The organism is Cytobacillus sp. Bac17 (assembly GCF_024519925.1).
Classification (GTDB): Bacteria; Bacillota; Bacilli; order Bacillales; family Cytobacillaceae; genus Cytobacillus; species Cytobacillus pseudoceanisediminis.
In genome coordinates, this window is sequence record NZ_JALJRC010000047.1 from 1 (window position 1) to 23,010 (window position 23,010).

The following is a 23,010-nucleotide window of genomic DNA, read 5'->3' on the forward strand; positions in this document are numbered from 1 at the left end:
GTAGAGCAAAGGACTGAAAATCCTTGTGTCGGCGGTTCGATTCCGTCCTGAGCCATCCCAAAAAGGAGTATGTAACCAAGCATGCTCCTTTTTGTTACATTCATGTAATACAAGCATGTTGGAGCTGCATGGCCGGTGTAATTTAGCACTCCCCAAACTCATCTTCTTTCGCACCCCTAACAAACCCCTATAAATAGGGATTATTTCCTATCTTCTTTTCGACAAAAAACTCTCTAAGCTTTGCCAATAATAGTCATAAAATGTCAGCTATTATACATTTTTGTTACATTCCCGAGTCTAGTAATCTATTTGCTTTGCTGTATGGTAAAGTAAATATTGTGAAAAATAAGGTTGACAAATTCGTAGTTACATAGCACTAAATGAAAGTGTCTTTTGTTACCGTAGTCTAGGGGGATGTAACCATGTTCAAATGGGTGAAGAAAGTAACCTCAGCATCAGAATCTACAGCGAAAAGCTTTAATAAAACCATAAATAGGACGATCGCAGCTGGTTTTGCAGCGGCGGCTTTAACTTTTGCAGGCTGTGTTTCCGCTTCTGCTAATGATGATAAGCTTGTGACGGTTTATTATGTCTATATGGGTGACGAATATATCGGAACGGTGTCGGATAAGAAAGTTATCGAAGATATGGCCGATAAAAAGATCAGTGAGGCAGAAGGTTCCCATAAGGGATTAAGGCTGGCGCTGGCAACTGAACTATCTTTCATTCCTGAACAGGTTTTTGAGTCAAGTTCAGAAGTGAATGAATTAGAAGCGGTTAATGGTTTAAAAGATAAGATGGAAGTACATGCCGAAGCAGCAGCATTAGTCATTGGCGGCAAGGAAGTGGGTTACGTTGAAAATGACGAGCAGGCCAAAGCGGCCCTTCAGAAAATCAAGACTTCCTATGTATCAGAGAAAGATTTAAAGGCTCTTGAGGAAAGAAAGGAATCTGCTAAAACTCCTTTACCTCAGCTGAAGGAAAATGAAACACGTCTTTTAGATGTCCGTTTTACGGAAGATGTATCCATCTCTGAAACAACTGTGAAACCGGATCAGATCATCAGTACAGATGAAGCTGTGAAGCTTCTTCAAAAGGGAACCCTTGAGGAAAAGAAATATGAGGTTAAAGAAGGTGACGCACTAACCAATATTGCCAGTACCCATAACCTTGATATGAACCAGCTGGTGGAGCTTAACAGCGGACTAAAGGAAGATTCCCTTATTAAAGCAGGGCAGGAATTAAATGTGACTGTCTACAAACCATATGTAAAAGTTATAGCAGATAAGGAAGTTTTCAAGAAAGAAAAAATCGATTATGAACAAGAAGTCATCGAAGACAGCAGCATGCCAAAAGGCGAAACGAAAGTAAAGCAAGAAGGCAAGGAAGGCGTACGCGCTGCAACCTATCTGATTTCTGAAGAAAACGGCCAAACGGTCAAAAAAGAAGTAAAAGAAGAAAAAGTTCTTGAAGACCCTGTGAAACAAATTGTCATCAAGGGAACCAAGGTCATTCCATCCCGCGGTGAAGGCAGCCTTGCTTATCCTGCAGTCGGGGGCTATATCTCAAGTAAAATGGGATACCGCTGGGGGAAAATGCATAAGGGAATTGACATTGCAAGACCTAGCGACCGGACGATAAAAGCTGCTGATAATGGAACGGTTGTTTCTGCGGGCAACGATGGCGGCGGCTATGGCAACAAAATCGTCATCGACCATAATAATGGCTTCCGCACGGTTTATGCCCATCTCGACTCGATCAGTGTCAGTGTTGGCCAAACCGTCTCAAAAGGCTCAAAGATCGGTATAATGGGGTCCACTGGGGATTCAACCGGTGTCCACCTGCATTTTGAAGTATACAAAAACGGAAAAATGCAAGATCCGCTTAAATATATAAATAAATAACTCCTGCTAAAAAGTCTCTAGCTTTCATGCTAGAGGCTTTTGTAGTTAAGAATAAGATAAAAATACAACACCAAAGTTTTACAGGCCTTTACTAATAGATGAATTCCCACTGCTAAAATGGTAAAGTAAAGTAGATAACATATGTATGAAACTGACTTCTACTGCTCCATAAATAAATAAATAAATAAATAAATAAATGAGCAAGAAAAAGGAGATAGGTATGGATAAAAAAATTCTGGTTGTAGACGATGAGAAACCAATTGCAGATATACTGCAGTTCAATTTGAAAAAAGAAGGCTATGAAGTGGTGTGTGCCTATGACGGCAATGACGCACTCGATAAAGTAGAAGAAATCAAGCCGGATTTGATTCTGCTTGATATCATGCTTCCGCAGCGGGACGGCATTGAGGTTTGCCGCGAAGTGCGCAAGAAATACGATATGCCGATCATTATGCTGACAGCAAAGGATTCTGAAATTGATAAAGTTTTAGGCCTTGAGCTCGGTGCAGATGACTACGTTACAAAGCCGTTCAGCACGAGAGAATTGATTGCGCGTGTGAAGGCTAATATGAGGCGCCATCAGCAAATAGCTTCCAAGACGGAAGAAGAGGACGAATCCAATGAAATTGAAGTGGGCTCCCTGATTATTCATCCGGATGCCTACGTGGTTTCCAAGCGCGGTGAGACGATTGAATTAACACACCGTGAATTTGAGCTTCTTCACTATTTGGCCAAGCATATTGGACAAGTCATGACGAGGGAGCATCTACTCCAGACCGTATGGGGCTATGATTATTATGGTGATGTCCGCACAGTGGACGTAACCGTCAGGAGACTGCGGGAGAAAATCGAGGATAATCCAAGCCACCCGACATGGATCGTGACAAGAAGAGGGGTCGGTTATTACTTGCGGAATCCTGAACAGGAGTAAAAGGGTAAATGGAAAAGGTTGGTTTTTTTCGGTCCATTCATTTGAAGTTTGTGATCATATATGTTCTTCTCATCCTGGTAGCCATGCAGATTATCGGGGTCTACTTTGTCAGGCAGCTGGAATCGACCTTACAGGAAAATTTCAAAGATGCCATTCAGGAGAGGGTCAATCTTCTTAGCTATTATGTGGAGGAACAGATGACCAAGGTAAGGCTGCCTGATGAGGAAGCAACTTCTCGGGAGGAAGATATCAGAAGGCTTTTAAGTGATTACAACTCGGCGGATATATCCGAAGTCCGTGTGGTTGATGAATCACTGACAATTCTTGGCACCTCCGATCCCGATAATCAAGGGGTTGTCGGGGGGAGGTCTACTGATAATCTGATCAAGATGGCCATAGCCACTAAGCAGCCGGTAACGGAGGATCTGGTTGATCAGGGACAGAGGATATGGGTTCTCGTCACGCCTATTAAAAATGGCGGGGAAGTCGATGGAGCCATCTATCTGGTTGCTAAAATCGAGAACATCTATGAACAGATGAGGCAGATTAATAATATTTTCACTACTGGTATAGCCATTGCGTTAGCAATCACAGCGATCTTGGGCATACTCCTTGCCCAGACGGTGACACGCCCGATTTCAGATATGCGGAAACAGGCGCTTGCCATGGCAAAAGGGAACTTCTCCCGCAAGGTTAAGGTTTATGGATATGACGAAATTGGTCAGCTGGCGATTACCTTTAACAGTTTAACAAAGAAACTTCAGGAAGCTCATGCTACAACAGAAGGCGAACGGCGAAAATTGTCCTCCGTTCTTTCCTATATGACGGATGGAGTTATCGCAACCGACCGCAAAGGGCGTGTTATTTTAATTAACGAGCCTGCAGCAAAAATGCTGAATGTTTCACGTGAAACGGTCCTGTCTTCCCCGATTGTTTCCCTGCTGGGCCTTGAAGAGGATTATACCTTCGAAGAGCTATTAAACGAGCGGGATTCGGTCATCCTGGATTACAGCAGCAAGTCGAAAACACTGATCCTTCGCGCAAATTTTTCGGTTATCCAAAAAGAAACCGGCTTTGTTAACGGCTTAATTACTGTTTTGCATGATATCACGGAGCAGGAGAAAATTGACATGGAACGCCGCGAATTTGTGGCAAATGTATCTCATGAACTCAGGACGCCGCTGACCACGATGAGAAGCTACCTGGAGGCTCTTGCGGATGGCGCCTGGAGAGATGAGGAGATTGCCCCAAACTTCCTGGATGTCACCCAAAATGAAACAGAGCGGATGATCCGCCTGGTCAATGATCTGCTGCAGCTGTCTAAAATGGACAGCAAGGATTACCGCTTGACCAAGGATTGGACTGATTTCATTTTCTTCTATAATAGAATTATAGACCGTTTTGAAATGACGAAGCAGCAGAATGTTACGTTTGAAAGAAAGCTTCCGGACCATTCGGCTTTTGTGGAAATAGATGAAGACAAGCTCACCCAGGTGCTGGACAATATCATCTCAAATGCGCTTAAATACTCTCCGGAAGGCGGAAAGGTTACGTTCAGCATTGAGGAAAAAGATGAATTTATTATTGTCAGCGTTTCAGACCAGGGTGTGGGAATACCGAAAGAAAATATTGATCAGATTTTTGAGCGTTTTTACCGGGTGGATAAAGCCAGGACAAGAAAGCTTGGCGGAACAGGCCTTGGCCTGGCCATTGCGAAAGAAATGGTGGAAGCGCATGGCGGGAAAATTTGGGCAGCGAGTACAGAAGGGAAAGGGACAACGATTTCATTTAGCCTTCCATATGTTCGCTCGGAAGAGGATGATTGGGAATGAGTTATGAAAATATAAAAACCATCATACTGACTATTCTAGTAGTGACAAGCGCCCTCCTGACCTGGAATCTTTGGACCTACCAGCCGAACTTTGAACGGATTGAAAAAGAATCAAATACCGTTCAGGAAGTAACAATAGCGGAAAAAAAAGAAGTGAATCAGATTGTGAGACCGGACACTCTCTTATTCCATCTTGGGGAAAAAAAGACCTTTGGTACTGTCAGCCCCGGTGAAATTGATAAAATCATGAAAGATATCAGCGATTGGAATTTTGCTGACTTTGAAAATATCACAGAGGAAGCGGGCATTCTTCCTTCGTTTGTCCATGATGAAGGGAAAGCTGTTCTTGCATTTCCGGATTCGGTTCCGATTGAATTATACAAAGCAGTAATCAAAATTGCTGATAAGAATCTGCCTGATTTTCAGTTTGACCATATTGTCATTGATACTAGGCAAGTGGAGAAAAAGGATGGAATTGTCGATTTTGTTTCTATGGATAACCGGCAGGTCTTTAGGAGCCGTGTGCCTGTTTCCTTTATTCAGAATTTCAAAAGCCAATTCTTTAATTTATCGGAGGACAACCCTGAATATAAAGCTTATTTTGCTTATAAGCCAACTGATGAAAGAACCATCTACCTGCCTTCACAGGATACAAAAATGGCGAGATACCAGTATCTGGAGAAAAAGTTAGACTCTGAACAATATAAAAATGCTTTATTCAGTGACCCAAGTGTAGTGCAGAAAAGCTTTCAGCAATCAGAGGACGAGTATAATGATACCTTAAGCCTATTGAGGGTGAATTCCGACAAAAATACACTTCGGTATGTAAAACCGGCTGCCGGGGATAACCCGACTTTTCCATCAGGCGACCTGCTAAAAAGGAGCATTGATTACATTAACGGACATTCGGGGTGGACAGACAATTACCAATTTGCCGAAATTGACGAGCTGAATCATAGAGTGGTATTCAGGATGTATGATTCTTCAGGTTATCCAATTTTCAGTGATGATCCGAAAATATCCGAAATCCGCCAGACTTGGGGGCAAAATGAGATTTATGAATATTATCGGAGCAATTTTCAGCTTGGTCTGAGTGCTGAACCCCCCTCAGAAGTATCTCTAAGTTCCGGAACCCGCGTTTTGGAATACTTGTTAGGTCTGGAAGGGTTTGAGCCGGAATTACTGGAGAATGTAAAGCTGGGATATAAAATGATGCTGGTCAAGGAAGCTCAGACCACCTTCATCCGTCTGGAGCCTTCCTGGTATTACCGGTATGAAGGAACTTGGAAAAGCATTTCGCTTGATGAGACAGGGGGCATGAATAATGGATTGGAGTAAGATCAAAACAATCTTTATTTTAACCTTCCTGGTCCTGGATATTTATTTGATGTATGAGTTTTTCAAATTGAAGGAGGCCAGTGAATTTGAACCGATTGCACAGGCCACCCTGGAAAAACAGCTTAAGGATGCTGATATCACCTTTGATGAGCCCCTGCCGAAAAGCAACCCGAAAGACCGGTATTTGAGGGCTAAGCCGGTTGAATTTGATATTGAAGATCTTGAAGGAGATACAAGGCTGGAGGGCCAGGAAATTACGATTACAGAGGGGACTACTCTGAATTCAGTCCTGGACGAATCGATCAAGATCAGTGATAAATTCAGTCCTTCCGAATTATCTGCCTTTATCAAAAACAGGGTGTTATTCGGTGACCAATACCGCTTCTGGGAAAAACCAGAAAACAGTAATAGAATCACGTATTATCAGGAATTTGAAGGCAAGATGTTTTATATGAATTTAAATGGCGAGCTTACATTTTATTTGAATGATGAAAATGAAATTGTCTCTTATAAGCAGACGCTCCTGACAAAGATTGAGTCGAAGGAAGAAAGTGAAAAAGTTATTCAGCCGATAAAGGCCGTTGAAACACTTTACAAGAACGGCTCACTGCAGCCGAAGTCAAAAGTTACAAATGTAGAGCTTGGTTATTTTACCTTTGTGCATTTGAGCTCTTCGCAATTGTTAACGCCTGCCTGGCGATTTGTCATTAATGACGAGGAGAATTTATTTGTTGATGCCTTTGAGGGGAAAATCATTAAGCTGAACAACGAAGAGAAAAAAATAGTGGAGTGAGGAGAACATGTCTTTACAATTCAGCGTTCTCGCGAGCGGCAGTACTGGGAATGCAATCTTTGTCGAGACGGAGGAACATTCCTTTCTGGTTGATGCCGGATTAAGCGGAAAGCAAATGGAAGGTTTATTTCAGCATATTGGCCGGGACATCGGCAAGCTATCAGGGATACTGGTGACCCATGAGCATAGTGACCATATTAAGGGTGTCGGGATTCTTGCCAGGAAGTATAACCTGCCGATCTATGCGAATGAAAAAACATGGCTGGCCATGGACGGACTGATTGGACAAGTCCCGGTTGACCAGAAGTTCCATTTTGATATGGAAACGGTGAAAACATTCGGATCCCTTGATATTGAATCCTTCGGGGTTTCCCATGATGCAGCCGACCCGATGTTTTATGTGTTCCATCATAATGGGAAAAAGCTTGTGCTGATCACCGATACAGGCTATGTCAGCGACCGCATGAAAGGTCTGATTTCCAATGCGGAGGCTTATGTATTTGAAAGCAATCATGATGTCCAGATGCTTCGTATGGGCCGCTACCCGTGGAATATTAAGAGAAGGATCTTAAGCGATGTCGGCCATGTATCCAATGAGGATGCCGCCCTTGCGATGAGTGAAGTGGCGGGCGACCGGACGAAGAGCTTTTATCTGGCTCATTTAAGCCAGGATAATAATATCAAGGATCTGGCGAGAATGTCAGTATCCCAGACACTTGAAAGCCGCGGGATCCTTGTCGGCGAACAATTCGACCTTTATGATACAGATCCAAAGGTTCCGACAATCCTAACGGCAGTTTAATAAAAATATAAAGAGGAATACACAGAGAGACAGCCGTTTCCATGTATTCCTCTTTTTCTTTTTTGAAAAAATCTTAAAAAAGTATGAACAAAGTCGTAAGATTGCTGAAGCAGGTGCGTTTTTATTAGATTTTTGAAAACAGGAGAGTATAATATTGGGTATAAAGGAAGACTAAATTTTAGCATTTATATTTTAAAAGCCAGTGTTTTTGCAGATGAAAGAAAGGATGGGTGCAGTTTGGGCTATTATGATCAAGATCATCAGAACCGTTATAAAGGGCAAAAAGGCAACAAGGGCGGATATTTTCTGGCCAGCCTTGTTGGAGTCATATTAGGAGCCATCCTGGTCGTGGTTGCGGTGCCAAAGCTATCTGATTACAACGTGCTCCCTTATACGGTTGAACCGGATGAAGAGCTGCAGGATGAAGCAGCCGGGAATAACAATAACGCCAATGTTCAGAATGTCTCACTTGATGTGACCACAGATGTAACCAAGGCGGTCGACAAAGCCGGGGATGCGGTCGTAAGCATTACGAACATCCAGACAGCCGGCTTTTGGTCGAATGAGGGAAATGGCAGTGCCGGACAGCCAGCCGGAACAGGTTCCGGAGTTATTTATAAGAAGGAAGGAAATACAGCCTTCATCGTTACAAACCACCATGTGGTAGAAGGAGCTCAGGAGCTGGAGGTAAGTCTGCAGGATGGCACCAAGCTCCCGGCAAGACTGGTTGGCAGCGACATTTGGACGGATCTTGCTGTGCTTGAGGTAGAAGCAAAGGAAATTAAGACGGTTGCCGAATTCGGCGATTCTGAAAAACTGAAGCCAGGCGAACCAGTCATTGCAATCGGGAATCCTCTTGGACAGTTCTCAGGCTCTGTCACACAGGGAATTATTTCTGGCCTGGAGCGTGCCATACCGGTTGATATCGATCAGAATGGAACAGTTGACTGGCAGGCTGAGGTACTGCAGACAGACGCCGCCATCAACCCGGGTAACAGCGGCGGAGCTTTAGTTAATATCAGCGGACAGCTGATTGGCATCAACTCCATGAAAATCGCTGAGAGTGCGGTAGAAGGAATTGGATTGGCGATTCCGATTAACTACGCACGCCCAGTCATTGATGACCTCGAAAAGTTCGGAGAGGTAAAACGTCCGTATATGGGCGTACAACTGGCATCGGTCAATGAGATTCCTGGCTACTACCAGCAGGAAGCGCTAAAACTGCCTAAGGATGTTAAATCTGGTGTGGCCATCACTTCAGTTGAACCGAACTCTCCAGCTGCACAGGCAGGACTGAAGGAAATGGATGTCATCGTCGAGATGGATGGACAAGAAATCAATGACATCATCGAATTGCGCCAGCATTTGTATACGAAGAAATCGGTAGGCGACCAGATGAAAATTAAGTTTTACCGCGACGGGAAAACTCAGGAAGTAACCATGAAGCTGAGCGGCGAGACATTATAATGGAACGACTAAATGGGAAAGCGGAAATCGCTTTCCTGTTTTTTATTGTTTTGTTAAGATGAGATGTGGATAACTTATATGTATACGAGAAAATAAAAATTATCCACAGATCGGATAAAAAAACAGGCTTCCAGCCTAAAAAGGAGCATGCTGAAAATGATTTACTGCTGTGACGAACACGTTGATCTGGCAATAGATATAGTGGTTGATGAGTACGAAACATTCCCGCAATTAACAAAACTTGAAGAGGATAAAAAGTTATCAACAACCTGTGAATATTGTCAAAATAACGCAATATATGTTGTAGCGAACGAATGATCCCATACAAGATGTGGATGAAAAATGTGGACATGTGGATAACTTCTGTGGATATCTTGTTTGTAAAGTGAGGACATGCTGTGAATATCTCAATTATTACGGTCGGAAAACTAAAAGAAAAATACCTGAAGCAAGGAATTGACGAATATCTAAAAAGACTGTCAGCCTATGCCAAAATGGATATCATCGAGGTTCCTGACGAAAAAGCCCCTGAAGAACTAAGTGAAACGGAAATGATTCAGGTAAAGCAAAAAGAGGGTGAGAGGATCCTGGCGAAGATCCATCCGGATGCTCATGTTATAGCACTAGCTATCGAAGGGAAAATGAAATCATCGGAAGAGTTGGCTGACAATCTTGATAAATTAGCTACGTATGGGAAAAGCAAAATTGCATTTGTCATTGGCGGGTCTCTTGGATTGAGCCAGGAGGTTTTGCAGCGGGCGGATGATAAGCTTTCTTTTTCGAAGATGACGTTTCCGCATCAGTTGATGAAGCTTATCTTGCTGGAGCAGGTTTATCGGGCGTTTCGGATTAATCGGGGGGAACCGTACCATAAGTAAGCAAGGTTTATTAGAAGTTTAAGCCGGCCAATGAAAATCCCCCTCATCTAATAAAGTGAGGGGGATTTAAGTTTTTTCTACTTATTTAATCGCTTTGCTTACTTTTAACTTCTTCCCTTTGATGGTCGCATTTTCCATGGCTTGTAAAACTAATGAGCCTTTTCCATTCAGAATATCAACATAAGACATTTGATCATGGATGGTGATAATGCCGATATCATCTGCTGTGACTCCAGGGATTTTTGCGATCGTTCCGACAAAGTCAACAGCGCGGATTTTCTTCTTTTTCCCGCCGGTAAAATGGAGTTTCATAATACCTTGATTGATTCGGGCTGTTTTATTATTTCTTACAATACGCCTGTTGTTAAGTTTTTCTTCGAAAGCAGCTTTTCCACCAGCAACTTCAAGATGGCTGGGTGCTTCTCTAGCAGGTAGATCAAAGCCGATGTATCTTTCAATGGCTTTAATGAATTTTCCTTCAAAAGGTGTCGAAAACGTAATGGCCTTTCCTTTATTTCCAGCACGGCCTGTTCTTCCAGTTCGGTGTACATAGCTCTCTTTTTCCATAGGAACGTCATAGTTGATGACAAGTGTCACATTATCAATATCAATACCTCTGGCAGCTACATCAGTGGCCACGAGATAGCGGAAGTTCCCCAGTTTGAAACCTTCCATAACAGAGAATCGGTCTTCTTGCTCCAGCCCCCCATGGAGTCTCTCACAAGGATATCCAGCTCTATCTAGTTCGCTATACACAGTATCAACGTGTTCTTTGGTTCGGCAGAAAATCAGGCAGCTGTCTGGATTTTCTACAACCGTGACGTCTTTAAGGAGTGAGATCTTTTCTTCATCTCTCACTTCAATTAAAGAATGTTCAATGGTATCGGCCGTCACCTTGGTCGATTCAATCTTAATCTGAATAGGATCTTTCATATATTTATGGCAAAGATTTTCAACATCTTTAGGCAGAGTTGCAGAAAAAACCATTGTTACTCGGTTTGAAGGCAGCTCTTTGATGATCGCTTCCACTTCATCGATGAAACCTCTATTAAGCATCTCATCAGCTTCATCTATGATAAGATACTTTATTTGATCCAAAATCAAGGTTTCTCGTTCAATATGGTCCATGACTCGTCCAGGGGTGCCAACGACTACATGAGTTTTTTGTTTCAATTCATCCTTTTGTTTCGAAAAAGGTTCTTTTCCATAAACGGCTACAGCTTTAATGCGTTTAAACCTTCCGATATTCGTAATATCTTCGCAGACTTGAACCGCAAGCTCCCTAGTTGGCGTAAGAATTATGGCCTGTGGTTTTTTTTCTTCCCATTCAACCATATCGGAAACAGGAATACCAAAGGAGGCAGTCTTTCCACTTCCTGTTTGAGCTTTTACGACAAGATCTTGATTTTTCATTGCTAATGGAATGACTTCACTTTGAACTTCTGTTGGGGTTTCGTATTTTAACACAGCTAGTGCTCTTTTTATTTCTTCGCTTACATGAAAATCCGCAAAACTTCTTTTATTCATTTTTAAACCTCGTTTTTTGTTTTTTCATCATATGTATAGAATTCTCTCCAAGAATTATTATATGCATTTTCTGAATATGGTTCATTATACTTGAAAAGTGCGGACAAAACGGCTTTTATTTTAAATTTTAAAAAGTAACAGATAAGGATGCGTTATTGACCTCAGATAACTTGAGGGAAAAAGATAATGAACAATACAATGCTTCTTTTTACAATAGTAATAAAAAATAACTCTGTTCTTTTAGGTAAGCCCAAAAACCTCTTTAGATATATTACGGAGAACCTTATCACCAATAGTGTTAAAACAAAAAGTTAAACTTGTCCTGGATAAACCCTTATTATATAGAAGTTTATAAAAATAAGGATACCGTTATTACGGTATCCTCATAAATTCAATTCATAGAAGAATTTTTAATAAGTTGTGCTAAATAAACCAGCCCTTCTTCTAGTTGATCCATTGAAGCATATGAATAGGAAATGCGAAGGTGCTGATCATCATTATTATCATACACACTACCTGGATTTAATAAAATTCCTTCTCGAAGGGCTGCGTTAAATAGCTTTCGGGTGGAAACACCTGTTAGTAATTTAAGCCAGATATAAAATCCACCTTTTGGGGTCTTCCATGTTGCTATCTCGGAAAAATATTTCTCTAAAATTTGAATGGTGAAATCCCTTCTGAATCTTAATTCCTCTTTCGTTTCCTTTAAGAAGCCCTCATACATACCACTACGAAGCCATTTGTCTACAGCATATTGTGATAAGGAACTTGAGCCATAATCTGTTTGCATCTTTATATCTGCCAAACGTTCAATAACAGGTTCGGGTCCTACAATCCAACCGATTCGTAAACCGGGGCTCAATGTTTTGGACATGCTTCCTATATACAGGACATTTCCTTGTGTATCATTAGCTTTCAAAGGATTTGGCGGAGGGTTTTCAAACCATAAATCGCCATAAACATCATCCTCGATGATAGGTAAAGACTCCCTTTGACAAACCTTTATTAATTCAAGCCGCCTTTTTTCAGACATTAATGTGCCGGTTGGATTGTGAAAAGTGGGTATCGTATAGAGTATAGCCGCATGATGCTGCCGCTTCATACGCCCAATTGAGTCACTTTTAATTCCTTCTTTGTCAAGTGGAATACCCAATAAATTCATTCCAGCCGATTGGAAAACGTGTACGGAGTTTAAATAGGATGGTGATTCATGAAGTATTGTTGAGCCTCTTTTTAAAACTCCAATAGAAATCAATTGAAGCGCTTGTAGTCCTCCAGAAACAATTAAAATCGATTCGGGGGAAGCTTCAATTCCCTTTGTTCTTAAATATGCACTAACGGTTTTACGTAAAGATAGGCTCCCTTTAGACTCCATGTATCCAAGCGATAAAGACTGCTCAGTATCTATTTGCAGTATTTGCCCCATTTTTTTGCTGGGTAACAAGTCTGGTGAAAGTTCTCCTGTCCCAAGCCTAATCATAGCAGGGTCTGCTTCTGCTTTATTAATTTCTTGGATGATATTTATATTTGGTTTATGAATACCGGATTTTACATAACTAATCCAATCTGGAGGAGGAGTGGAAGCAAGCAGGCTCCATGTATTGTTAATCACCCTAGTACCGCTCCCAACCTTAGATTCAATTAGTCCATCGGCAGCCAGTTCTTCAAGTGCAGTTACAATGGTACTGCGATTTACTTGAAATCGTTTTGCTAAATTTCTTTGTGGTGGTATTTTAGTGCCTAATGTCCATTCACCGTTCATTATTTTGTTTTTCATAAAATCATATATTTGCTGATGTAAAGGAACAACAGAATTTTTTTCTGGCTTCCAATCTAATTCAGACATAGGCTATCTCCAATCATTTTTTAAAATTATACCAAATGGTTGGTTAGACTCCCATCCAAATGGTTGGAGACATATGACTCGTCCTTAGCTATTCTAGATAAGAATAGGGGGAATCAAAATGGAACCATTATTTCATGGGATGATATTGGCATTTGGATTAATCTTACCTTTAGGAGTTCAAAATGTATTTGTATTTAATCAAGGAGCGACACACAACAAATTCACCTATGCTTTACCTGCAATTATTACAGCAGGGGTTTGTGATACAATACTGATTTATTTGGCTGTTGCCGGGGTATCCATTATTGTTTTTAGTTTTGAATGGTTAAAGGTTTTGTTATTTTTTGTGGGATTCCTTTTCTTAGTTTATATGGGTTGGATTATGTGGAAAAACACACCCGAAATAAACGCTAATCAAGAACAAAACCGTTTTTCTGCACGTCGTCAGGTTACTTTTGCCGCTTCTGTCTCATTACTTAATCCTCATGCTATTATGGATACTATTGGAGTTATAGGAACTAGTTCATTGGCTTATACAGGATATGAGAAATGGGTGTTTACCGTGGCTTGTATAATGATTTCCTGGATCTGGTTCTTTTTCTTAGCGATTTCTGGAAGGAAAATTGGTCAATTTGATAAAAATGGTAAGTTCTTAAAATATATGAATCAAGTTTCCGCTCTTATTATATGGGCTATGGCTATTTATATGGGATATCAACTGTACTCATTATTAAGTTAGCATGAACTTTAGGAAGCTTTACCATAAATGCAAAGTGAACCGTATTATAAGCAGCTTTTAAATCCGATTAGTTACATGGTGGTCTTCCTTGATGTTTCATAACAGTTAGAACAAGATTATACTAATTTGTAATATGCTATATAAAAAGGGGGTCATAAAGTGAGGCAACTTTATATAAAGCAGAAGGTGTTTAGTCTTAGTGGCAAATTTACAGTAAAGGATGAGCAGGAGAACGATGTATATTATGTAGAGGGAAGTTTTATGCAAATTCCAAAAACATTCTCCATTATGAATACAGAAAGAGATGAAATAGCCCTCATTACGAAAAAGGTGTTCAGCTTTTTACCGAAATTTTTTGTTGAGGTAAATGGTCGAGAGGTGCTGACGATTAAGAAGGAGTTATCCTTCTTTAAAGCACGCTATACGATTGATTCGGCAGGCATTGAAGTACAAGGTAATTGGTGGGATATGGATTTTCAGGTATTACAGCATGGCGAAGTTGCAGGGAAAGTGAGCAAGGAGTGGTTTACTTGGGGCGACAGCTACAAGGTTCAAATTTTAGATGAAGAGATGGAAGCCATCATGGTTGCACTCGTTGTTGCAATTGATTGTGTGAGGGCCGACCAGGCAGCTGCTTCTTCTGCGGCGACACCATAATGTGGGAATAAATAATAAAAGGCAGAAGAATTAAAAAAAGTCCGGTGAACCATACACAAGAAATAACAATAAAAAAGTGCCCAACCCAGATGTTATAAAGGGAAAAGGCACTTTTCCTACTTTTTTATTTCTCTTTCTAATAAACCTCCCGATCCTCAGCCACTTTCAATACTCTTCCAGGAGAAAGATCATTATTAGTTCTTGTTCGCTGCAACCGTTCTTCAATGTAAGCATTCAACTAAGGGTCAGTACAAATTTTTGTCCTCTGGTCATAAGAGTCCGGTACGTATTGCGTATAATTTGATCAGCTACTGCTTGCGCTTTCTCAGAGTCCATTTTTGCTAGAGTTTTAATGCCACTTAAAGATTGATCTGTCTTGGCATGTGGATTACCTTGCCACTCTCATTTGTTAAGTCGGAATCAATGATGACACAGCATATTTAAACAATTCTAAAGGAACTTTTTACACTATTTCATGCCAAAATTCCTATTCAACTAAATACCAGAGTCCTTTAAGATGGAAATAGAAGAAAATGGAATTTATAAGACGGAGCTGATTCTGTTGAAAATTCTTGAAGTAGATTCCTTGCTTGCAGGAATCCGTGAAACCAGCAATCAATTATCGATTCTTAAGGAGCAGGTAAATCAAGTTCAGTTGTCCATCCAGGAGCTGGTGTCTCTTGAAGATGCGTTCAAAGGACAGGGCGGCCAGGCCATACGCGCTTTTTATCAGGAATGCCACCAGCCATTCTTGCAATTCCTTGAATCCTGGATTGAGGAGTATCGATCCTATTTAAAGAGTTTCATAGGTTCATTGAGTAGTCTTGAACCCTCCCCTTCAGGCTTTATCCGCCAGGAATTTCTGGAGCATGAACTCAAACAGGGGCTGAGAACCACTCTGCAGATTACTGCTGAGCTGACACAGGAAGCGAATAACATCATGAAGTCCGTAAGCGATATTGTTGCGCTTCCGCGGCTGGAGGATGGCCATTTTATCCAGGCATCAAAGCACGCCGAGGATTCAAGCCGCGAAACAGTTCAAAAATTGGAGGATTTTGACCATCGGAAAACGGCTGCACTGGACCCTCTCCTGCATGATTTATCCCTCATGAACCAGTACCTCCAAAAAATGGCGGTCATATTCCAAAGCGGCAACTTATCTCTAACCCATTATCAGCCAAAAACTCTTTCCTGGAAGGATTTCCATGAGGAAATATCGAATCCCAATCCAGAAAGCGAGGAAAGTATTCTTCAAGATATGGCTGAAGGAGTCATCGAGGGTGCATCCAAAGCTGTAGAAGATTCATGGGAAGGACTGAAGTCAACCTATGAGCTGGGACGGACCATCATGGGGCCGTTCAGTCCGCTGTTTTTGGGCAATGAATTGTTGTTTAACCGTGACCAGCTTCTTGAAAACCAAAGGAAGCACCAGGAATTTTATTTAGGCATTTTTAATGACCCCATAGGAAAAGTACGCCAGGCCCTCGATATGCCAAAATACATATGGTCCGCTGTCACCAGCGCCTGGGAGCGGGATGTCGTAAATGGGGATGCCAAGAGCCGGACAGCCTTCTTTACCTATGGCCTGACTTCCCTGGGAATTGGCATTCTTGGGGATAAGGGGATTGGGGAAGCTGGAACCATTGCTAAGACAGTTGGCCAAGCTGGTAAAGGAGAGAAAGCACTTTCTATTTACACGCCGGATCAGACACCGGCCATGGCAGGTATTGGACTGACCGGGGGACCTGTGCCTTATAATGTTATTAATGATCCGTTGACGAAGATTAAGACGGTGACTGATAATGTGTTTGGAGTTAAGGGCACGGGTAATAAAATAGATTCTGATTTAATAAAAAAATATATTAGAGATGTAGAAGGACGAACAGGAAGAGAGTTACCTAAAAGCCAAATAGAGAAGTTGAAGGAAGCGTTAAGAAATAGAGAATATAACAAGTTATCACCTACCGAAACAAGAAAACATCGACGAGCATTTAATAAAGTTAAAGATAAGCTGATTGAGGAGTGGGAGATAAACACTGATCAAAAATGGCCTACTTATGCTGAAGCCGTTATTTCAGAGAAGACCGGTGAACCAGTTCGAAGAAAAGGAGATAAATACGATGCTCATCATATAATTGAGAATAGTTTCCAAGGAGAACATGAATGGTGGAATATACATCCTGCAAAGTTTCCGAATGAACATCAATCAGGCATCCATGGTACCGGCTCGCCAGCCAATGAATTATTTAAAGGAGGAAAGTAACTTATGAGATTTGATTTTATTAAAAATCAAGTTGGTAATCAGTTTTTCCATGTAAGTGAAAAAGAAATTGAAGAAGTTGAATCAACCTTGGGATTAAAATTCCCTTATGATTTAAGAGAATTCCTTATAGAAGTTGGTTATGGTTTTCTTAGAAGATCTGAATATAATATTAATCGGATTATGGGACCCGCTTCTATAAGAGATGCCAGATTAAAAGTTAATGATTTTGAATTTTATCCCGATATAGAAGTATATGAAGAACTGGAAGAGGGTAAATTAATTTTTTTTGAAGCAAATGAAAGTGCATTGTTACTAATTGACTTGAGTGAAGAAAAAAATAATTCTATTTATTACGACGAGATAAAAATAGCTGATTCTTTAGAAGAATTTTTAAGGAAAGTAATGGACGACGACAAATATTATATTGATATGGAATAATAAAAATAGCTAAAATAACGAGTTTCTTTTAAGAAATAGTTCAAGGTTTAGATAAATCTAAAAAATATGTACAATTATTAAACCTTGATTGGCTTTAGCCTCTCAAGGTTTTTAACGCTCTAAACATTTGTAATTAAATCACTAATAGAGTGTTATATTTTTTGTCCTTCTTTTACTTTCAGACACCGGCCCCGAACCTAGATTGGCAAAGTGCCTTTCAAGGTTTCCATTTTAATGGTGAAAATATCCCAGTAATTAATCCGGCAGAGTAGGAAGAGAGGATTTAAATATGGTATATACAGCTCTTGTTAAAAGGCTAGATCAACAAATTGAAGAAGAAGTGACCATTGAAATCGAGGGCTTTGAATTTACAGGATTTGCTTTTATTTGTCCTTATAAAATTGAAGTAGGAAAAAGTTATCCTGTATCAATAGGGTTTACTATTTTAGATGAGTTAATGATTCGTGAAATCCAGGGAGAGAAGAAAGAAATTGAACGTATTGGTTTGGGCTATGAATATTATATAAGAGGTTTGTTACATGAGGATAAAATTGACGCAGGTATAGTTTTTACTGACGAAGATGAATATTTTTCTGATTATCCTGAATTCAAAGAGAAAAATGTTGAGATGAGAGTTGACAGAATCAGTATCGATTTTTTTAAGACACCATAATAATAATTGATAAGCTATTTGGTATCAGTGTGTTTTTAAACACGATAATTCATTGGTATTAAAACCTTGATGCCTTTCAAGGTTTTTTCCTTTAAGAGATTTATGGATAAATACAACAGCACCCCCCTAATAGGATGGAGAGGTGCTGTTTGTGAATGCATACATGTATTAGTGTGTATCATTGATAGTTTTTACTTTAGAGAGGAATTTATTTCTAACCCTAATACTCCCCTCTAATTACAAAAAACGACCCCCGAATAACCCCCGCCAATTTAGACTTCCGCCTGGCAAACTTAAACTTCCCTTCTAATTCCTTTGGTATTTCCATTCCCTCAGAAAGTTTAAAACCAACAGCACGTTTCTTGGGGTCATCAACCGTATACATGACGTTGACACTAAGGCCATCCTCATAAAAGACGTAGGTCCATTTAATATTTTCGACTTGAAATTGGGAAGTTTCTAAAGGTTTGGCTGCAAACTCTATATCCCGTTCTTTTTTCAAGATATGGTTTACATAATCAAGGGTTTCCTGGCTTTCGCTGGCAGGTACAACGGTAAATTCATGCTTATATTTAGTCATGAAGTAACGGGCCTCATTTGCACGCAAACCAGCAAGGGCTTCCGCTGCCGGTGAAGACTCTAGACCAGCTGCAGACACATTTTTGAAATCAACAATATAGGACATTTTCATCCCGCCTTTTATTTCCTATTTCCTAACAACAGGAATCCACATTTCACCAAATACTAAGCCATTTCGCTGGCCCATTTCAACCGCTGCATTGGGCCCGCCAACATAGGCAACATTTGTTGCTTCCGGCAAGACTTGACCAAAGGCCATGCCGGTAAGCATATTGCTCAACATTTCAGCTGTCTCGGCTTCCCCTTTAACAACGATGTATTCTCCTTTAGGGAATTGGATCAGTCTGGATGCTTCTGGGAGCGACTCCTCTGTCATGAACCCGCATAATGCATCATCTTGTTATTCACCGCTTCGTTCACGGTAAAAATGTAATCATTTGCGGCAATAGCTTTTAATTTATCAAGCCTGCCATCCTGTTTAACTGCCTGCCAAAAATCCGCCTTTTCCTTATTGATGCCGGCATAGTCTGTGTAATCGCTCTTCAGTTCAGTTCCGATGCCTAAAACCGTAAAGCCTTCTTTTTCTTCCAGAGTATAATCTGCCATAATCAAAACCTTCCTTCTCTAAAAATTGATCAAATGATTTATCTTTTCACTTGATGAGTTTATAATAACTTTAAATCATGTCAAAAAATGATACTGTTTAGGAGGTCCCCATGAAAAAAGTTGAACGGATTAATGTGATGATGCGGTATATCAATAACCGCGCCCACTTTACTATTTCTGAAATCATGCGGGAATTTAACATCTCCCGTTCAACGGCTATTAGAGATATTCGGGAAATTGAAGCCATGGGGATGCCGCTTGTCGCTGAAGTTGGCAGGGATGGGGGTTATTTTGTCATGAACAATTCTGTCCTGCCCACTGTCCGCTTTACTGATAATGAAATCAAAGCACTGTTTATTGCCTTTATGGCTACAAGAAACCTTCAGCTCCCTTATCTAAAGAGCCGTCAGTCTTTAGCTGAAAAATTAATCGGCCTCATCTCAGAAGCCCAGCAGGAAGACATTGTTCTATTAAATCAAATCCTGCTGTTTGAAGGGACCAACCCCAATAATCCCGACCTGCTTGAACTGTCGGACCTCCCTCATCCGATGCTGGAGAAACTCATCCAAACCCTTCTTTTGGATAGATATTTATTGATTACCATTAACGAAGAGAAGGAAATCAGGTCTTATCCCATTTATCTCTTGCACCTTTATCGTGAAAAAAGCATCTGGCTGATTGAAGGCTTTGACTTAAAGGAAGGAAAGAAACAAATTTTCCCCGTGGACAATCTCACCAGCGTCGAACCATATCCTGTGAACAAAAGAGTAAGCAGAAAAAATATTATAGAAAAAATAAGCAAGCAGGAGGAAGTAATCAATCTTGTCCTTGAACTCGGTCCACAGGCGATTGCCCAGTTCAAAAAATACCATCCTTTAAAAGTATCCATTTCTTATACAAATCCTTACCAAACGACAGCCGTTCTAAAGACTTTTATCAATGTCAATAATTCAGAAGAACTGACCGAAATGACCAATTGGCTGCTTTTCCTCGGAGGGGATATCAAGGTCAGGGAGATGCCGGAAGAAATCTTAAAAGGTTTACAAGAGAGATTAGGCTTATTCTGCCCATAAGCAGAGCTAGTTAAAACCGGCATTTTGCCAGGTTTGCAGAGCCCCTAATAGCTCTTTAATTTTACATACAAGCCAGATGCTCCTCAAGGCGCTCCATTGTCTGTTCGGCACCTGGGGCGGCATATGTTTTCACCTTTTCAAATACAGCGGCAGTTTCTTCAAAAATTGTGGTATAAGTGAGCTTCGTTTTGCCATCCAGATCCTCAAAGGCTGCTGTGGCGAGAAAATAGGGAAATACATCATGTTTGAAGACGATTCGCTCGGGTTTAACGACCTCAACAAAGACGTTGGTATTAGGAAAATCAACGCCATCAGGACCGTGCATGATAAACTGCCATGTACCGCCCGGTTTCATATCGAATGTTTGAGAAGTCAACGTAAAACCTTGAGGTCCCCACCACTTTGACAGATGCTCTTCTTTCGTCCAAGAATCAAACACAAGATCAACAGGCGCATCAAATACGCGGGTCACTGTAATTTCACGGTCCCCTATTTGTGTTGTCATTTTGTTTGTTGAGTTGTTTTGGTTCATGTCGATCCCTCCAAGTTAAATTTGATTAAAACCATATCACTAATCCCTCTTGCCCATTAGCTGTTCAGCCGCCATATTATTAATTTGCTAATCGTTTATCATTATCCTTCCGATAAACGGTGTGAGATTCTCCTGATTTAATTGTTAAATAGTCTTTGATAAGTTTAAGTGGCTTCTTACACTATTTCATCCTAAATGCAGCGTTATTAAGCAAGGTGTTTTAAGTATAAATAGAAAGGAGCAATTACTTCTCTCCTTTGATTAGGTCAGAAGTATTTTTGTATTTTACTATAGTATTTATTTGTGACTCTTTCCTGTTGTTAACATTGATATACAGCCATTTATTAAAATATTCCATTGTAATTATTAGTGGTATTTATTATTATAAATGAGTATTTTAGTACAAGATTAAGAATCTTTTTAACCAATATTTCTTGATATTTCAATATTTTCAACAAAGGAGGATATGGAGTGGCAAACAAAGAATTGAAGAGAGGCTTAGAATCACGTCACATTCAGATGATTGCTCTGGGTGGTACGATTGGTGTCGGCTTATTTATGGGATCAGCAAGCACCATTCAATGGACAGGACCGTCTGTGCTTCTTGCTTATATAACTGCAGGGATTTTTATCTACTTCATCATGCGTGCCATGGGGGAAATGTTGTATTTAGAGCCTAACACGGGGTCCTTTGCCACATTTGGCTATAAGTATATTCATCCATTGGCTGGGTATTTGACTGCCTGGAGCAACTGGTTTCAATGGGTAATAGTCGGGATGGCTGAAATTATTGCCGTCGGTGCCTACATGCAATACTGGTTTCCTGACTTGCCTGCGTGGATACCGGGTATCATTGCCATGGTGATGCTGGGAGCCGCGAATTTAATATCCGTTAAATCATTTGGTGAATTTGAATTTTGGTTTTCCTTGATTAAAGTTGTAACGATCATCTTAATGATCATTGCCGGTTTTGGGCTTATTTTCTTCGGAATTGGCAATGGAGGTGAGGCAATTGGTTTTTCTAATCTTTGGGAGCATGGCGGATTCTTTACAGGCGGATGGACAGGCTTTTTCTTTGCCCTATCCCTTGTAATTGGAGCGTATCAAGGCGTTGAACTAATTGGAATTACAGCAGGGGAAGCAAAAGACCCCAGGAAAACGCTTACGAGTGCAATTCAAAGTATCATTTGGCGGATTTTGATTTTCTATATAGGGGCTATTTTGGTGATTGTAACTGTATATCCTTGGGATCAGCTTCAATCGGTCGGAAGCCCATTTGTGGCTACTTTTGCAAAAGTAGGAATTACTGCGGCTGCAGGAATTATTAACTTTGTTGTTATTACAGCGGCGATGTCCGGCTGCAACAGCGGTATTTATAGTGCAGGTCGTATGCTTTATACGTTAGGAGTAAATGGGCAGGCACCTAAATTCTTTACGAAAATATCTTCTCAAGGTGTACCGATTGTCGGTACTATGGGTGTACTGATTGGTTTAGCGGTTGGTGTTGTTTTAAGCTATATTGCACCAGAAAATTTATTTGTCTATGTATACAGTGCAAGTGTTCTTCCAGGTATGGTTCCATGGTTTGTCATCTTAATCAGCCAAATTAAGTTTAGAAAAGCAAAAGGAGCTGAAATGGACAAGCATCCATTCAAAATGCCTTTTGCTCCTGTGACCAATTATGTAACCATCGCATTTTTATTGATGGTATTAGTGGGAATGTGGCTGAATGATGATACCCGGATCTCGCTGATCGCAGGTATTGTTTTTCTGGGAATTGTAACTTTAAGTTATTTCGCTTTTGGAATAGGAAAGCGTGTACCACGAGATTCTGGAGAAGATAAAGAAGCAGCTTAATAGAGAAGAATTCCTTCAGCATATTGAGCTGATATGCTCATTGAAAGAACATTAAACCAAAGATGATTCAACCTGCAATTCTGCAGATAAATTGATAAAAGCATTATAATTATTACCACCTTGATAGACTAAATGTCTCTTAAGGTGGTCTTTTTTATCTGCTCCTATTGGCGCTCGCGGATAATCTATGTGTCTAATGGAAGGCAGTGCCTCCCTCTAAAATAAGAACTCTTATCCCGCAATATCCTAAAGGTGTTCACATTGAAGGATTTTCAT

General features: G+C 40.6%; 19 protein-coding genes and 4 pseudogenes. 17 read left to right on the plus strand and 6 right to left on the minus strand.

Translation table 11 applies throughout. From position 1 onward, the window contains the following. The first annotated feature begins 422 nt into the window (after positions 1-422). From NR125_RS27250 to rlmH, 9 genes are all read left to right on the plus strand, one after another. Entirely contained in the window at positions 423-1,904 is a 1,482-nt protein-coding gene (locus NR125_RS27250; protein WP_256816552.1) for a LysM peptidoglycan-binding domain-containing M23 family metallopeptidase, read from the plus strand. Positions 1,905-2,124: 220 nt separating this feature from the next. Then, positions 2,125-2,835 carry a response regulator YycF gene (yycF, locus tag NR125_RS27255; RefSeq protein WP_009332454.1) on the plus strand — a complete coding sequence of 237 codons (711 nt, stop codon included), beginning with the start codon at positions 2,125-2,127 and terminating at the stop codon, positions 2,833-2,835. A gap of 8 nt (positions 2,836-2,843) precedes the next feature. Beyond that, on the plus strand, positions 2,844-4,667 hold the full coding sequence (walK, locus tag NR125_RS27260; protein ID WP_071158147.1) for a cell wall metabolism sensor histidine kinase WalK: 1,824 nt from the start codon (positions 2,844-2,846) through the stop codon (positions 4,665-4,667). Then, the gene (locus tag NR125_RS27265; protein WP_192908007.1) at positions 4,664-6,004 is read left to right on the plus strand and encodes a YycH family regulatory protein; all 1,341 of its coding nucleotides are present in this window, start codon (positions 4,664-4,666) and stop codon (positions 6,002-6,004) included. The genes walK and NR125_RS27265 overlap by 4 nt, the downstream gene beginning before the upstream one ends. Continuing rightward, complete coding sequence (locus tag NR125_RS27270; protein ID WP_009332450.1) at positions 5,991-6,797, plus strand: two-component system regulatory protein YycI; 807 nt, start codon at positions 5,991-5,993, stop codon at positions 6,795-6,797. The genes NR125_RS27265 and NR125_RS27270 overlap by 14 nt, the downstream gene beginning before the upstream one ends. A gap of 7 nt (positions 6,798-6,804) precedes the next feature. After that, a complete protein-coding gene (locus NR125_RS27275) occupies positions 6,805-7,599 on the plus strand; it encodes an MBL fold metallo-hydrolase (protein ID WP_009332448.1) in 795 nt (264 codons plus the stop codon). Positions 7,600-7,836: 237 nt separating this feature from the next. Then, complete coding sequence (locus NR125_RS27280) at positions 7,837-9,066, plus strand: S1C family serine protease (protein ID WP_009332447.1); 1,230 nt, start codon at positions 7,837-7,839, stop codon at positions 9,064-9,066. A 156-nt stretch (positions 9,067-9,222) separates the two neighbouring features. Further along, positions 9,223-9,384 (plus strand): CxxH/CxxC protein, encoded by a 162-nt coding sequence (locus tag NR125_RS27285; RefSeq protein ID WP_009332445.1) that lies wholly within the window; start codon positions 9,223-9,225, stop codon positions 9,382-9,384. Between the two features lie 80 nt (positions 9,385-9,464). Next, positions 9,465-9,944 carry a 23S rRNA (pseudouridine(1915)-N(3))-methyltransferase RlmH gene (gene rlmH / locus NR125_RS27290; RefSeq protein ID WP_009332442.1) on the plus strand — a complete coding sequence of 160 codons (480 nt, stop codon included), beginning with the start codon at positions 9,465-9,467 and terminating at the stop codon, positions 9,942-9,944. 81 nt (positions 9,945-10,025) lie between these two features. Here the strand turns inward: rlmH and NR125_RS27295 are convergent, their stop codons facing one another. Both NR125_RS27295 and pdxR read right to left on the minus strand, forming a co-directional pair. Continuing rightward, on the minus strand, positions 10,026-11,471 hold the full coding sequence (locus NR125_RS27295) for a DEAD/DEAH box helicase (protein WP_192908006.1): 1,446 nt from the start codon (positions 11,469-11,471) through the stop codon (positions 10,026-10,028). A gap of 391 nt (positions 11,472-11,862) precedes the next feature. Beyond that, positions 11,863-13,317, minus strand: coding sequence for a MocR-like pyridoxine biosynthesis transcription factor PdxR (gene pdxR / locus NR125_RS27300; protein WP_192908005.1), 1,455 nt, complete (start codon positions 13,315-13,317; stop codon positions 11,863-11,865). Between the two features lie 118 nt (positions 13,318-13,435). On the opposite strand from pdxR, the gene NR125_RS27305 reads away from it, so the two are divergent. Both NR125_RS27305 and NR125_RS27310 read left to right on the plus strand, forming a co-directional pair. Continuing rightward, positions 13,436-14,056, plus strand: a complete 621-nt coding sequence (locus NR125_RS27305; protein WP_192908004.1) for a LysE/ArgO family amino acid transporter — start codon at positions 13,436-13,438, stop codon at positions 14,054-14,056. A gap of 159 nt (positions 14,057-14,215) precedes the next feature. Beyond that, positions 14,216-14,713 (plus strand): LURP-one-related/scramblase family protein, encoded by a 498-nt coding sequence (locus NR125_RS27310; protein WP_256816554.1) that lies wholly within the window; start codon positions 14,216-14,218, stop codon positions 14,711-14,713. Between the two features lie 255 nt (positions 14,714-14,968). On the opposite strand, the pseudogene NR125_RS27315 reads toward NR125_RS27310, so the two are convergent. After that, a pseudogene (locus NR125_RS27315) lies at positions 14,969-15,094 on the minus strand (DNA/RNA helicase domain-containing protein); the annotation flags it as partial. 136 nt (positions 15,095-15,230) lie between these two features. On the opposite strand from NR125_RS27315, the pseudogene NR125_RS27320 reads away from it, so the two are divergent. The 4 genes and pseudogenes from NR125_RS27320 to NR125_RS27335 form a co-directional block, all read left to right on the plus strand. After that, a pseudogene (locus NR125_RS27320) lies at positions 15,231-15,860 on the plus strand (T7SS effector LXG polymorphic toxin); the annotation flags it as partial. 666 nt (positions 15,861-16,526) lie between these two features. Then, positions 16,527-16,976, plus strand: a pseudogene (locus NR125_RS27325) (T7SS effector LXG polymorphic toxin); the annotation flags it as partial. A gap of 3 nt (positions 16,977-16,979) precedes the next feature. After that, positions 16,980-17,414, plus strand: coding sequence for an SMI1/KNR4 family protein (locus NR125_RS27330; protein WP_009332429.1), 435 nt, complete (start codon positions 16,980-16,982; stop codon positions 17,412-17,414). A 289-nt stretch (positions 17,415-17,703) separates the two neighbouring features. Then, positions 17,704-18,087 (plus strand): hypothetical protein, encoded by a 384-nt coding sequence (locus NR125_RS27335; RefSeq protein ID WP_009332428.1) that lies wholly within the window; start codon positions 17,704-17,706, stop codon positions 18,085-18,087. A gap of 220 nt (positions 18,088-18,307) precedes the next feature. On the opposite strand, the gene NR125_RS27340 is transcribed toward NR125_RS27335, so the two are convergent. Both NR125_RS27340 and NR125_RS27345 read right to left on the minus strand, forming a co-directional pair. Continuing rightward, a complete protein-coding gene (locus NR125_RS27340; RefSeq protein ID WP_009332427.1) occupies positions 18,308-18,772 on the minus strand; it encodes a hypothetical protein in 465 nt (154 codons plus the stop codon). A gap of 21 nt (positions 18,773-18,793) precedes the next feature. Beyond that, positions 18,794-19,272: pseudogene (locus NR125_RS27345) on the minus strand (GyrI-like domain-containing protein). A 110-nt stretch (positions 19,273-19,382) separates the two neighbouring features. Between NR125_RS27345 and NR125_RS27350 the strand changes: the two are divergent. Further along, positions 19,383-20,345 carry a helix-turn-helix transcriptional regulator gene (locus NR125_RS27350; RefSeq protein WP_009332425.1) on the plus strand — a complete coding sequence of 321 codons (963 nt, stop codon included), beginning with the start codon at positions 19,383-19,385 and terminating at the stop codon, positions 20,343-20,345. A gap of 61 nt (positions 20,346-20,406) precedes the next feature. Here NR125_RS27350 and NR125_RS27355 read toward each other — a convergent pair whose 3' ends face one another. Continuing rightward, on the minus strand, positions 20,407-20,877 hold the full coding sequence (locus NR125_RS27355; protein WP_009332424.1) for an SRPBCC family protein: 471 nt from the start codon (positions 20,875-20,877) through the stop codon (positions 20,407-20,409). Between the two features lie 471 nt (positions 20,878-21,348). On the opposite strand from NR125_RS27355, the gene NR125_RS27360 reads away from it, so the two are divergent. Then, positions 21,349-22,734 (plus strand): amino acid permease, encoded by a 1,386-nt coding sequence (locus tag NR125_RS27360; RefSeq protein ID WP_009332423.1) that lies wholly within the window; start codon positions 21,349-21,351, stop codon positions 22,732-22,734. The last annotated feature ends 276 nt before the right edge of the window (positions 22,735-23,010 follow it).

Bases quoted from the DNA above. Each gene is read 5' to 3' on its own strand.
- yycF (WP_009332454.1), top strand. From the start codon at position 2,125: ATGGATAAAAAAATTCTGGTTGTAGACGATGAGAAACCAATTGCAGAT.
- NR125_RS27295 (WP_192908006.1), bottom strand. From the start codon at position 11,471: ATGAATAAAAGAAGTTTTGCGGATTTTCATGTAAGCGAAGAAATAAAA.
- NR125_RS27335 (WP_009332428.1), top strand. From the start codon at position 17,704: ATGGTATATACAGCTCTTGTTAAAAGGCTAGATCAACAAATTGAAGAA.
- NR125_RS27340 (WP_009332427.1), bottom strand. From the start codon at position 18,772: ATGTCCTATATTGTTGATTTCAAAAATGTGTCTGCAGCTGGTCTAGAG.
- NR125_RS27275 (WP_009332448.1), top strand. From the start codon at position 6,805: ATGTCTTTACAATTCAGCGTTCTCGCGAGCGGCAGTACTGGGAATGCA.
- walK (WP_071158147.1), top strand. From the start codon at position 2,844: ATGGAAAAGGTTGGTTTTTTTCGGTCCATTCATTTGAAGTTTGTGATC.
- NR125_RS27250 (WP_256816552.1), top strand. From the start codon at position 423: ATGTTCAAATGGGTGAAGAAAGTAACCTCAGCATCAGAATCTACAGCG.
- NR125_RS27270 (WP_009332450.1), top strand. From the start codon at position 5,991: ATGGATTGGAGTAAGATCAAAACAATCTTTATTTTAACCTTCCTGGTC.
- NR125_RS27350 (WP_009332425.1), top strand. From the start codon at position 19,383: ATGAAAAAAGTTGAACGGATTAATGTGATGATGCGGTATATCAATAAC.
- NR125_RS27330 (WP_009332429.1), top strand. From the start codon at position 16,980: ATGAGATTTGATTTTATTAAAAATCAAGTTGGTAATCAGTTTTTCCAT.
- NR125_RS27285 (WP_009332445.1), top strand. From the start codon at position 9,223: ATGATTTACTGCTGTGACGAACACGTTGATCTGGCAATAGATATAGTG.
- NR125_RS27305 (WP_192908004.1), top strand. From the start codon at position 13,436: ATGGAACCATTATTTCATGGGATGATATTGGCATTTGGATTAATCTTA.
- pdxR (WP_192908005.1), bottom strand. From the start codon at position 13,317: ATGTCTGAATTAGATTGGAAGCCAGAAAAAAATTCTGTTGTTCCTTTA.
- NR125_RS27265 (WP_192908007.1), top strand. From the start codon at position 4,664: ATGAGTTATGAAAATATAAAAACCATCATACTGACTATTCTAGTAGTG.
- NR125_RS27355 (WP_009332424.1), bottom strand. From the start codon at position 20,877: ATGAACCAAAACAACTCAACAAACAAAATGACAACACAAATAGGGGAC.